This window comes from Oligella sp. HMSC09E12, from assembly GCF_001808505.1.
GTDB classification, from domain to species: domain Bacteria; phylum Pseudomonadota; class Gammaproteobacteria; order Burkholderiales; family Burkholderiaceae_B; genus Oligella; species Oligella urethralis.
In genome coordinates this window covers 1-11,526 of record NZ_KV793527.1, presented here as the reverse complement: position 1 = coordinate 11,526, position 11,526 = coordinate 1, and the positions used below count along the sequence as shown (strand labels likewise).

Genomic DNA, 11,526 nt, shown 5'->3' with positions numbered 1-11,526 from the left:
TCCCCGCCCTGAACGGCGGGGCTTGTCGCGCACCAGGTCAAGAACTCATCGATATTCTTGATCACATATTAGATAATTCAGAATACCCACGATATTATGTTGATAAATAGATATCTCCTCCCCTTGAAGCAAGCGCTTAGGGTCACTAGGCGCTAATTTATTGATAATGGCCGGAACAACCTCAATACCATTTACCCACACCCGCCTTATCAACGCTATTAAAACGTCCCCAGCAAAGGATGTCACCCTCCTCATACCAGGGACTTTGCAAAGCAACAAACAGCGATTAATTAAATAACTTATTTGGTAACCACAATGCAATCTCTGGGAAAAAGAACACAATAATTAGACCAAGTGTTTGCAATAAAATAAATGGAATGGCCGCTTTGTAAATATCGTATATGGTGATATGTTTTGGTGCCACTGAGCGCATATAAAATAAGTTATAACCAAAAGGTGGCGTCAGATAGGCAGTCTGCATACTCAAGACAAATAAAATCGCAAACCAAATCGTATCAAAGCCTAGCTCACTGACAATCGGCACAAAAATAGGCACGGTGATAAAGGCAATGGCAAAATCATCTAAAAACATCCCTAGCACAAAGAAGCTAAGCAGCATCATCGCGATAATCATTTTAGGTGAAATATTGCTATCGTGAATAAAATCACTTACCAACATACCAGCACCTAAGCCAATATAAACGCGACTAAAGAAAACCGCCGCAATCGCAATCCAAATTAACATACCGGTTAATTTAGTCGTGCTCATCAAGACATCGATCAGTACGTTTCGATTAAGACGACCACGCACAGCCGCCACCACCAAGGCGCCACCAGCGCCAATTGCCGAGGCTTCTGAGGGTGAAGTCACACCAAAAATAATACAGCCTAAAACGGTAAGCACCAACAGCACAGGCAATAGCATATGGCGCAAGGCCTTAAACTTATCACCCATTGATACCCGCTCATCACGAGGGACTGCTGGACCCATTTGTGGATTCAACCACGAGCGAATCAAGATATACGCAATATAGATGCCGGCTAGTAAAAGTCCTGGCACAATGCCAGCAACAAATAGCTTACCAACGGAATCACGGGATAAGAAAGCGTAGACAATCATTAACAGACTAGGCGGAATTAAAAAGCCTAAGGCGCCACCTGCCATGATGGTTCCCATCACTATCTTCTTCTCATAACCGCGCTTAAGCATCGCTGGTAAAGCAATTAGGCCTAAACTGACCGTAGCTGCGCCAGAAACACCAGCCATTGCCGCAATAATGGCACAAATAAAGACTGTCCCCACACCTAAGCCGCCAGGTATAAAGCCCATCAATTTGTACATCATATCGAACAAATCATCGGTAATACCTGAACGCTCTAAAATCAACCCCATCAAAATAAATAACGGCAAAGAGATAAGGATGAAATTATCCATGGTTGAGTAAGCCGCAGCTAGCAACAATTCCAAACCACCGGTGCCGAACATCAGATACGCACTCAACATGCCTGAAACCATTAGCGCCCAGGCCAATGGCGCACCAATGACCATCATCAACAGCATGGATGAAAACATGATGACCGTGACGGCCAGCGGACTCGGATCAAGCAAAAAATCAAACATCATCATCCCCACTCACAGACACTGAATGACGTGGATCAGTAAAGGAAATATTCAAAAATAAAAGCACAGCTCGCACTAACTCGGCTAAGCTCTGCAGCATCAATAACAACACAGCAATTGGAATTACCGATTTAATGTAGTAGAGCGGAGGCTGCCAGATGCTACGCGCAGACACCTCCCTCGCCTCCCACGACTTGAGTGCAAAATCAATGGAGTGCACTAGGAAAACAGCTAAAATAAATAGCCCAATTGAATACACTAGAATGTCACAAAAACGCTGTAATCTAGCAGGCAGTAATAAATACACCACATCACTGCGCACATGCCCTAAATGCTTTAAGGTATAACTACCAGACAAGATAGCAAAAGCACCAAAAATCATGGTTGATAATTCATGACTCCAAATGGTCGGCGCATTAAAAAAATAACGCGACACCACCTCATAGATTAAGGTCAGAATTAGCACCAAAGCAAACCATGCAATCACACGTCCAACCCACTCAGAAAGGCCGTCTTGCAAGCGTAGATACTTTTCAATCATCAGAAAGACCAACTTATCTTAAGAATTAACAGAGACAACAAAGGGGTTGATATTGCTAATACCCACCCCTTGCTAACAACTAACGACCTTGTGCTTTTTTATTTTCCATCAAAATGTCGATGAGTTTGGCGTTACGCTCAGACTTAGCGGCTTCCTCTTGCCAGATTTTTTCAGCTGCCGTAGCTAATTTACGGGTATCCTCATCATTAATCGTCGCAAAATTAAATAGCTTCGCCTCTTCCATAAGCTTTTTATTACCACTATCTAACCACGCATGAATATCTTCGGCGTATTGGTTAACGGCCTCTTTGACAAGCGTTTTTTGTTCATCATTCATCTTATCCCAGACTTTTTTATTGATGATGATGGTTTCAATCCAGCCAGGGTTCAGTAAATTGAGTGAGGTATAGTTTTTAGCCACTTCGTTAAGCTTTAGCTGCTCATACTCAAGTGGACCGCCGTATAAAACACCATCGATCACGCCGGTGGATAAACCCACATACAATTCCTCAGCGGGTAAAAAGACAGTAGGTACATCAAACTCTTTTAGTAATCGAGCCATTTGACCAGTCGAACGGATCTTCATTTTCTTAAGATCCTCTAGGGATTTGACCGGTTCTTTGGTTAGCAATTCATAATCACTACCATAACCACGGCCAATCAGAACGACTCCTTTCTCTTCATAGGCTTCAGCAATAATCGGATCTAATTTTTTAAACACCTCGCGCGCTTCTTCTACGCTAGTCCAGGCGCCAGGTAGCCCCGCTTCAATATTGCCAACGTCGACTTGGCCTGGCCAATAACTACCAACCCCATAGGCAATATCAATGGTGCCGCGGCCTACTGCTTCTACAAACTGGTCACTGGACACCAATTCACCGCCACGGAAGTATTGCATACGAATTTTGTTATCACTTTTTTCTCGAAGTGTATCCTGCATGCGCTTAGCGGCTGTATCCATTTCCGAACCAAAGAAAGTGTGAAAACGCAAACGCAAATTGTCTGCATGGGCAGCGGTAGCTACTAAAGAAAATGCCGTCGCCGCTAGTACCGTTTTAAAGAAACGACTTAATTTCATCTTTGTCTCCTTAACTAGTTAGGATGTTTATAAGTTAACAATTTGTAGTTTTTATTAATGAAATTTATTTTATGAATAAGTGGCACTACTGAACAGTGCCACTTTGCCTATATTTTATAGAGCCAATTTAAATACATCTAATATATTCAATAGCTTAGCAATCATAAAAGCTCTTATTTAGGGATTATCCCTGTATCTGCTCAGCAATCTCCTTGATTCAGCTCAAATAAAAAACCCGTCAGATAGAAAAACATCTACATGACGGGCTTAGGATTAACGCTAATCGCTTACTTTAAATACAAACACCTGCTTAGGATTAAATGCCACCCATTAGCATGTATTTCGTTTCTAAGTAATCATCCAAACCGTATTTAGCGCCTTCGCGACCAAGGCCTGATTGCTTAATGCCACCAAAAGGCGCCGCTTCATTAGAAAGAATACCTGTGTTGATGGCTACCATGCCATATTCCAAAGCCTCTGCAACGCGCCACACGCGACCTAAGTCACGGCTATAAAAATACGCCGCTAAACCGTATTCGGTGTCATTCGCCATTTGCACCACATCCTCTTCGGTTTTGAAGCGGAATAATGGGGCTAAAGGACCAAAGGTTTCCTCCTTAGCAACTTTCATCGACGAGGTCACTTCGGTTAACACAGTAGGCTCAAAGAATAAACCACCTAAATCATGCTGCTTACCGCCAGCGGCAACCTTAGCGCCCTTGCTGACAGCATCGTCAATATGCTCTTGCACCTTAGACACAGCAGCTTTGTCAATCAATGGTCCCTGCGTTACATTGGCCTCAGTACCAGCACCTACCTTAATTTTGTTGACGGCAGCAACAAATTTTTCGACAAAGGCATCATAAATATCATCCTGAACATAAATGCGGTTTGCACAAACACATGTTTGTCCCGCATTGCGGTATTTAGAAATCAACGCCCCCTCAACCGCCGCATCTAAATCAGCGTCATCAAATACGATAAATGGTGCGTTACCGCCCAGTTCTAATGAGACCTTCTTGATCTGATCGGAGCACTGTGACATCAATAAACGACCAATTTCAGTGGAGCCCGTAAAGCTAAATTTACGCACAATGGGGTTGGCCGTCATTTCTTTACCGATTTCTGATGCTGAACCAGTCACCACCGACACGAGACCTGCTGGCACGCCAGCTTCCTCTGCTAATACGCACAATGCGAAGGCCGAGTAAGGGGTTTGGGCGGCCGGTTTTATCACCATCGAACACCCTGCACCTAGGGCGGCACCGACCTTGCGAGTAATCATTGAGGACGGGAAGTTCCAAGGCGTGATGGCGGCGCACACTCCCACCGGCTCTTTGGTCACGACAATACGGCGATCCGACGCTGGACCCGGGATAATATCCCCATAAGCGCGCTTACCCTCTTCCGCATACCACTCAAGATAGGCGGCACCATAAGCAATCTCACCCTTTGCTTCGGCTAATGGCTTACCCTGCTCAAGCGTCATGATACGTGCCAAATCATCCTGATGCTGCATCACCAGATCAAACCATTTGCGTAATACAAGCGCACGCTCTTTAGCACTTTTAGCACGCCATTGCTTTTGCGCTCGCTCGGCCGCTTCAATGGCGCGGCGGGTTTCAGCCTGGCCCATCTTAGGCACGGTACCTAACACCTCTCCCGTGGCTGGGTTAGTCACTTCCAGTGTCTCACCACTGTCTGCATCCACCCACTGCCCATCAATATAAGCCTGTTGTTTAAATAAATCCTTACGTGATAAGTCCTGCATACACTCCTCCTAAAAAATAATGCGCATATTTCCTTGTCATTGTTGCCAAGCAAAGCAGCAATTGCAAATGGCACCCTAATAAAGCGACTTTAAGGCATATTATCTAAGCCATTTATCTTTTGCAATGCTTTTACAGCGAATTTATGAATTTCGAATCGCCTAAGTCCTTAATTCACTGCGGATAATTCTCGCTAATTGTGCGAATCTCGGTTTAATCAGCTCATCGGCAACGTTGGCATAACCCAACAACACACCCGCCCTAGACGGCTCACCCAGATAATACCTACTCAACGGTCTGACCATAATACCTGCCGCTTTTGCCGCTCGCGCAATGGCCACATCATCCGTACCCGCTGGTAGATGTATCACCAAATGCAATCCGGCTTCAACATTTGAGGAAACCCAATCCGGCCCTAACTGCTCATTAATAGCCTCACGCAATAATACGGAACGTTTGGCATAGCGTAAACGCGACCTTCTCACATGTGCAGCATAATGCCCCTCAACCATAAAATCCGCTAATACAGCTTGTTCAAGCAAGCGGCCATCGCGATATTTTTCCGACAAACCAATGGCAAAATAATCCACTAAATTTTCTGGCAATACCATATAACCTAAGCGCATACCGGGGAATAGGGTTTTAGAAAAGGTACCCAAATAAATCACTTTTTGATAGGAGTCTAAACCTTGTAATGAAGCAATAGGTAAACCGGCAAAACGGAATTCACTATCGTAATCATCCTCGATAATCCATGCATCATGCGCATTGGCATAGTCTAACAACATGCGACGTCGGGCTAAGCTCATCACATGTCCGAGTGGATATTGATGTGATGGCGTCACAAAAATAAGTTTAGGGGGTTGCGCTATCTGCTCAGGCGTGGGTGCTAAACCCTCTTCGTCAATGGCGATGGGGACAATATTAGCGCCTGCCATTTTCAGCACGGTGGCGGCCCCCCAGTAACCTGGATTTTCCATCCAAACGGTCATACCCGGGTCAATCAGCAAATGGGCAATTAAACTAATGGCATTGTGCAAGCCAGAAATCATCAATACCTGCTCAGCCGTGCCATTAACCGAACGGGCCAAGCGCAAGCGCTCGATTAAGGCTTGACGTAGTGGCAAATAACCTGCCCCATGCGCATAACTAAGCATCGCTGGTGTTGCTTGTTGCCAATGCTTACGCAATAAACGTAGCCAAATATCCTTGGGAAACAAAGAAATATCTGGCACACCTGAAACAAATGGCTGCCATTGCTCGGCTGAAGCCTGGGCTGAACTCACCAGCTCAAAACCACGCTTGGATAAATAGGGTTGATGCTCAGTCATTGGCGATTTCTCTTTGAGCGCTGACTCCTCCTGCGACCAATCCGCCACTGGCACCGTATCAGAAACAAAAGTACCACTGCCGGTCTGCGAAATCACATAGCCCTCTGCGAGTAATTGCTCATAGGCAAACATAATGGTATTTCTGGAGACACCACAATCTGTTGCTAAACTACGACTGGCGGGCAACTTCACTCCGGCACTGAGTTCACCACTTAAAATTAAATCACTTAATATAATGTAAATCTGGCGCGCTAACGGTATCTCACCATCGCGCTCCAAGCGCTGCAAAATATGCTCTTGTAATGCATCAATATGCATTCTTCCCTCCCTAAGTGGCTCCACTTATTTTTGCATAAATGGCTCTTTGCATGGTACCAAATTAAGGATAAGCTAAGAAAATTACATGGATTGTTTTGGTCAGCTCCCGATGCGACAAAACACAGCGTCATTCAACACTTGATAGATATAACTTTGTGAGGAGACATTTTGAATGAAAAACGCAACCTTAGTTGAACGCAAAAACGCTGCCACACCACGTGGTGTCGGTGTGATGTGTGAGTTTTATGCTGATCGCGCAGAAAACGCTGAAATTTGGGATATTGAAGGCAAGCGTTACATCGATTTTGCTAGCGGTATTGCGGTATGTAATACCGGGCATCGTCACCCACGTTTAGTGGCGGCGATTGAAGAGCAATTAGCTCGTTTCATTCACACTGCGTATCAAGTCGTACCCTACGAGTCCTATGTTGAATTAGCGGAAAAAATTAACGCCCTCGTACCGGGTGATTTTCCTAAAAAAACCGCTTTCTTTACCACCGGGGTAGAAGCCGTTGAAAACGCAATTAAAATTGCGCGTTATGCGACCCAGCGCCCTCATATTATTTCTTTTAACCATGCATTCCATGGTCGTACGCTTTTAGGCATCACCTTAACCGCCAAAGTAAACCCTTACAAAAAAGGCTTTGGTCCTTTAGCGCCTAATGTTTACCATTCACCATTCCCGAATGAGCAACAAGGTGTCAGCCTGGATGATGCCAAGCGTCAACTCAAATCATTACTTGCCGTCAGCGTGGATCCACAACAAGTAGCGGCGATTATTATTGAACCTGTTCAAGGTGAAGGTGGATTTAACGTATGCCCACCAGAGTTCATGACCTTCTTACGTGAACTATGCGATGAACATGGCATTTTACTCATTGCAGACGAGGTTCAAACTGGTTTTGGCCGCACTGGCAAGCTATTTGCGATGGAGCATTATGGGGTGGCAGCCGATATCACCACCATGGCAAAAAGTCTGGCTGGCGGCATGCCGTTATCTGGCATCTGCGGTCGTTCAGACATCCTAGATGCACCACTACCTGGTGGGCTTGGCGGCACCTATGCTGGTCACCCCTTGGCCACAGCTTCAGCGCTTGCAGTCATTGAGGTGATGCAAGAGGAAAATCTATTAGAAAAAGGCAGCAAATTAGGTGATAAACTCCAAGCCATGCTTAATGAGCTACGCGCTGAGGTGCCTGTTATCTCCGATGTGCGCGGTCTAGGTGCTATGGTTGCGGTTGAATTCCGTTGCCCTAAAACCGGTGCCCCACAAAGTGATTTTGTCAAAAAGGTACAACAAGATGCACTGGCTAAGGGCTTGATTTTACTTAGCTGCGGACCAGATGCCAATGTCATTCGCTTCTTATTCCCACTCACCATTGGTGAGGAGCTATTTGATGAGGCGCTAGGCATTTTACGTGATGCCTTGTTAGCTAATCAGTAGGGCTAGACCACCTGAGTGTAACCACGGGATGATATGAACATCATCCCGTTTTTTTATGGCAACGCTTGCTACAGTGGTATTCGCTTGTCATCAACGTGATTGTCTTGTTATGCTAAAAGTGATTTAAGCACTGACTCGACCTAAGCCCTATTCACTGGTTACTCACAATGGCAAAACGCACGCGCTTGAAAAAGCCCATTATTAAAACCACTAAACAACTACTCAAACTCCAACAGCAACTGACAAAACAGGTAAAAAGGAAATTGCCGGAGCAACTCAAGGCAATGAATGTGTTATTAACACGACCTGATCCTCAAGGACGTGGCATCTGGAAAAAGCATCGCTTTATTGCGCCAGCCTTTTCTAAGGTAACCCTAGTGCCACAGCTTGATTACTATATTTTTGAACCCTCAGCAAGCGTCCGCCATCCAAGCACTGAGGGCATGCCTTTAGTGGTCATGTTGCATGGTTGCCAACAAGACAGCGCTTTATTTGCTCAAGGCTCACAAATGAACGTGGTGGCTCAACGCAATGGTTTTGTGGTGCTTTATCCCCAGCAAAGCCGTCGCTACCATCTCACTAACTGTTGGCATTGGTACGACACGGACAAGCATCATCAGGGCATGGCTGAAGCCCATAGCATCATGAGTATCATTCAAAGCACCATTATGATGCATCGCCTTAACCCTAACAAAGTATTTGTGGTTGGCTTATCTGCTGGCGCCGCAATGGCTGGCATATTGGCGTCAAACTTTCCTTCGCAATTCGCTGGCTTAGCCATGCACAGCGGCCCCGTGCTAGGTCTCGCTTATGATGCGCAGAGTGCGGTTAGCACCATGCGCGATCCGCAGGTAGTTTCTGATAGCATCTTAGCAGCGGCTATGGATGGCTTTGCACCACCCCAAAAGTTACAACTGCCGACCATCATCCTGCAGGGGGAAAAGGATAAGATCGTTCATCCACGTCATGCCACTGAGCTAGTTAAACAGTTGCTTCACTTTAATCAGCTACCAATGAACAGTCTTGCTAAAAGCACTGAGTTTTTTCAAGGGACAACAAAAGAATATAATCAATCGCTTTATTACGATGGACGCAAGCGAATCATCGAGTTAATTCGCATTAAACACCTGGACCATGCGTGGGCTGGAGGCGATCATCGACTCCCCTTTAACTCCCAGCATGGGCCCCATGCAAGTCAATTAATCTGGCAGTTTTTTAAACGATATCTTTGATTGTCTGCTCAAACTATCGTTAAACGATATGTTATAGTGCTGTCAACATTCACAATGCAACAGACAATACCTTATGAACAAAATGACTGAATTGGAGTTAAACCCTGTTTTAAAAACCATGGTCGAACGCAAAAGCGTGCGTCAATTTTTAGCTGATCCCGTTTCACAGGACGATATCAAGACTATCCTCAAAGCGGCCAGTTCAGCCCCTAGCGGCAGTAACATTCAGCCTTGGCATGTACAAGTCGTTAGCGGTGCAAAACGTGAGGCACTGGCTGCGGACATGATGCAAGCCTTTAATAACAAGCACCGTGAAGAAGCTGAATATAAATACTATCCTAGACGCTTGAGTGAGCCGTATCTTACGCGTCGCCGCGAAAACGGTTGGGGACTCTATGGTACCTTAGGCATTCAAAAAGGCGACTTAGCCGCAATGAAAGCGCAGCAAGTGCAAAACTTTAACTTCTTTGGCGCCCCCGTCGCCCTCTTTATCTTAATTGATAAAGAAATGGAATTAGGTAGCTGGATTGATACCGGTACCTTTATACAGAATATTTTACTTGCGGCAAAATCACTCGGACTAAGCACCTGCCCACAAGGTGCTTTGATGCATTACCCTAGTATCGTACATAAGCATTTAAACTATCCTGAGAATCTGAAGATCGTTTGCGCCATTTCGATTGGCTACGAAGATAAAAATCACATCGTCAACACCTTCAGAACGCCACGTATTGAGGTAGATGAATTCACCACCTTTCATTGGGATGAATAAGTTTGATGTCCTCCTCCGCCCCTTACGCGGGGAGGACCTCAGTCATTGACAGGGCGGACTATGCCAGCACTGGCGCGGTCTTTTGTAAAGCTTAAAAAGGCGGTCACTTAATGATGAGGGAGCCACAGCAGATTAGGTCTGCATTAGCTGCGCTAGAGCGAGTCGGCTAACAGCTTTAAAAGCCTGATTCTCTCTGATTGTAAGCAGCCCGTTGCGTTCCAAATCGGATCCTCACAGATGCTGTAAAACCCCTCCTCAAGCCCCAAAGCCTCATAGGCCGCAACATCCTTCATCCAATCGCCGAAATAATACGCTTCAAGCTGCTTGCGATTTTCTTCTATCGCCGCAAAGCGCTCAATAAACGCCTGCATTTCTTTAACATCTTGTTCCGCTTGAACCGTGCGAGCGTCCATCTCGCTAAATATCTTACGTAATTGCTCTAAACTTTTTTCTTTACTTTCACTCATGCTGTATGACCTTTAATTAATTGTCTATCTGCGCCAACAACGTCATCTCCGCCTATGGGTTTAGATATTGCGCTCATGATGCCGTTACGATACAGAGAGGATATCACTTAGCTTTTTATCCCTACGACAATACGCTATACTAAACTGATTTAAGCTGCGGTGGTAATACGGGGTTAAGGCAACAATTTGTCTGCAGAGTGCTTCAATGCTATCGCCATCGCTCGGCTTTAAGGCTAATTGCTTGATTAACGATTGAATGATGTCGTCGTCTTTAGTCATGTAACTTTCCATGTGAAATACTCCTATGATGGATATCGGATTAAAGAAAGTTACACAAAATTATTTACAGGCTCAATAATGAACTTATTCATTTTCCCCACCCTTAAGAAAACGAATAGACCAATACTTTCCTACAATATATACATACGCTAATATAAAAGGAATAGGAATAAATTCTTCTACTGTTATCCCTAGAAGCTCATTCTCCCACAATAATATTTCTAATGGGTCACCGGGGTACATAAGTTGTGATATATACATAAGTAACACGACAACAAGAGAAGCGACAATATACCCCAGTGGAATCCCCCAAAACATAAATAGAATCATCTTTCTATCTTCTCTAGTTAATCTACTCTTCTTCTTTTTGGTTTCTTCCATGTCTTTCTCCTTACCCCTACAAATCCTTCAATTATGAAGTAATGAATGTTTTCCTACATAATCCGTTAATAATGTAGTTATAACTATAACAATAAAGTGTATGCCCCCATTTTTAGGAACATCTTTTAGTGGAATGATATGGATTTTAAGCCGCTTTAAGTCGCGGGGGTACACCTCCTATAGCCATGTTAGGCCGTACGTTTTTATACTGCCATTGCCATTGGATGACTAGCAACTCAGCTTGCTCCAATGAGTCAAAGATATACATATTTAAAAGCTCCTCCCTGACAGTT

12 protein-coding genes are annotated in these 11,526 nt (G+C 44.8%); 3 read left to right on the top strand and 9 right to left on the bottom strand.

What is annotated here, in order from left to right; translation table 11 throughout:
• Window positions 1–286: 286 nt before the first annotated feature.
• The 5 genes from HMPREF3179_RS01925 to HMPREF3179_RS01905 all read right to left on the bottom strand — a co-directional run bounded on the left by HMPREF3179_RS01925 (window position 287) and on the right by HMPREF3179_RS01905 (window position 6,658).
• The gene (locus HMPREF3179_RS01925) at window positions 287–1,627 is read right to left on the bottom strand and encodes a TRAP transporter large permease (RefSeq protein ID WP_246824330.1); all 1,341 of its coding nucleotides are present in this window, start codon (window positions 1,625–1,627) and stop codon (window positions 287–289) included.
• Entirely contained in the window at window positions 1,614–2,162 is a 549-nt protein-coding gene (locus tag HMPREF3179_RS01920; RefSeq protein WP_018027295.1) for a TRAP transporter small permease subunit, read from the bottom strand. Before HMPREF3179_RS01920 ends, HMPREF3179_RS01925 begins: the two co-directional genes overlap by 14 nt.
• Window positions 2,163–2,241: 79 nt before the next feature.
• The gene (gene dctP, locus HMPREF3179_RS01915; protein WP_048766808.1) at window positions 2,242–3,240 is read right to left on the bottom strand and encodes a TRAP transporter substrate-binding protein DctP; all 999 of its coding nucleotides are present in this window, start codon (window positions 3,238–3,240) and stop codon (window positions 2,242–2,244) included.
• Between the two features lie 316 nt (window positions 3,241–3,556).
• Window positions 3,557–5,011: an NADP-dependent succinate-semialdehyde dehydrogenase gene (gabD, locus tag HMPREF3179_RS01910; protein WP_036560669.1), complete on the bottom strand. Its 1,455-nt coding sequence runs from the start codon at window positions 5,009–5,011 to the stop codon at window positions 3,557–3,559.
• A gap of 159 nt (window positions 5,012–5,170) precedes the next feature.
• Window positions 5,171–6,658 (bottom strand): MocR-like pyridoxine biosynthesis transcription factor PdxR, encoded by a 1,488-nt coding sequence (locus tag HMPREF3179_RS01905; RefSeq protein ID WP_070469464.1) that lies wholly within the window; start codon window positions 6,656–6,658, stop codon window positions 5,171–5,173.
• A 172-nt stretch (window positions 6,659–6,830) separates the two neighbouring features.
• On the opposite strand from HMPREF3179_RS01905, the gene gabT reads away from it, so the two are divergent.
• The 3 genes from gabT (at window position 6,831) to HMPREF3179_RS01890 (ending at window position 10,106) form a co-directional block, all read left to right on the top strand.
• Window positions 6,831–8,102, top strand: coding sequence for a 4-aminobutyrate--2-oxoglutarate transaminase (gene gabT / locus HMPREF3179_RS01900; protein WP_036560664.1), 1,272 nt, complete (start codon window positions 6,831–6,833; stop codon window positions 8,100–8,102).
• Between the two features lie 167 nt (window positions 8,103–8,269).
• Window positions 8,270–9,334: an extracellular catalytic domain type 1 short-chain-length polyhydroxyalkanoate depolymerase gene (locus HMPREF3179_RS01895; RefSeq protein WP_070469462.1), complete on the top strand. Its 1,065-nt coding sequence runs from the start codon at window positions 8,270–8,272 to the stop codon at window positions 9,332–9,334.
• A gap of 73 nt (window positions 9,335–9,407) precedes the next feature.
• Complete coding sequence (locus HMPREF3179_RS01890) at window positions 9,408–10,106, top strand: nitroreductase (protein ID WP_083290671.1); 699 nt, start codon at window positions 9,408–9,410, stop codon at window positions 10,104–10,106.
• A 152-nt stretch (window positions 10,107–10,258) separates the two neighbouring features.
• On the opposite strand, the gene HMPREF3179_RS01885 is transcribed toward HMPREF3179_RS01890, so the two are convergent.
• From HMPREF3179_RS01885 to HMPREF3179_RS01870, 4 genes are all read right to left on the bottom strand, one after another.
• Window positions 10,259–10,573, bottom strand: coding sequence for a DUF4298 domain-containing protein (locus HMPREF3179_RS01885; protein WP_018027288.1), 315 nt, complete (start codon window positions 10,571–10,573; stop codon window positions 10,259–10,261).
• A gap of 84 nt (window positions 10,574–10,657) precedes the next feature.
• Window positions 10,658–10,864 carry a hypothetical protein gene (locus tag HMPREF3179_RS01880; RefSeq protein ID WP_070469460.1) on the bottom strand — a complete coding sequence of 69 codons (207 nt, stop codon included), beginning with the start codon at window positions 10,862–10,864 and terminating at the stop codon, window positions 10,658–10,660.
• A 72-nt stretch (window positions 10,865–10,936) separates the two neighbouring features.
• The gene (locus tag HMPREF3179_RS01875; RefSeq protein WP_070469458.1) at window positions 10,937–11,233 is read right to left on the bottom strand and encodes a hypothetical protein; all 297 of its coding nucleotides are present in this window, start codon (window positions 11,231–11,233) and stop codon (window positions 10,937–10,939) included.
• Between the two features lie 145 nt (window positions 11,234–11,378).
• A partial coding sequence (locus HMPREF3179_RS01870; protein WP_141743416.1) for an integrase core domain-containing protein occupies window positions 11,379–11,526 on the bottom strand: 148 nt, incomplete at its 5' end.

Coding starts and splice junctions, on each gene's coding strand:
- HMPREF3179_RS01895 (WP_070469462.1), top strand. CDS start 8,270: ATGGCAAAACGCACGCGCTTGAAAAAGCCCATTATTAAAACCACTAAA.
- HMPREF3179_RS01920 (WP_018027295.1), bottom strand. CDS start 2,162: ATGATTGAAAAGTATCTACGCTTGCAAGACGGCCTTTCTGAGTGGGTT.
- gabD (WP_036560669.1), bottom strand. CDS start 5,011: ATGCAGGACTTATCACGTAAGGATTTATTTAAACAACAGGCTTATATT.
- HMPREF3179_RS01925 (WP_246824330.1), bottom strand. CDS start 1,627: ATGATGATGTTTGATTTTTTGCTTGATCCGAGTCCGCTGGCCGTCACG.
- HMPREF3179_RS01880 (WP_070469460.1), bottom strand. CDS start 10,864: ATGGAAAGTTACATGACTAAAGACGACGACATCATTCAATCGTTAATC.
- gabT (WP_036560664.1), top strand. CDS start 6,831: ATGAAAAACGCAACCTTAGTTGAACGCAAAAACGCTGCCACACCACGT.
- HMPREF3179_RS01890 (WP_083290671.1), top strand. CDS start 9,408: ATGAACAAAATGACTGAATTGGAGTTAAACCCTGTTTTAAAAACCATG.
- HMPREF3179_RS01875 (WP_070469458.1), bottom strand. CDS start 11,233: ATGGAAGAAACCAAAAAGAAGAAGAGTAGATTAACTAGAGAAGATAGA.
- dctP (WP_048766808.1), bottom strand. CDS start 3,240: ATGAAATTAAGTCGTTTCTTTAAAACGGTACTAGCGGCGACGGCATTT.
- HMPREF3179_RS01905 (WP_070469464.1), bottom strand. CDS start 6,658: ATGCATATTGATGCATTACAAGAGCATATTTTGCAGCGCTTGGAGCGC.
- HMPREF3179_RS01885 (WP_018027288.1), bottom strand. CDS start 10,573: ATGAGTGAAAGTAAAGAAAAAAGTTTAGAGCAATTACGTAAGATATTT.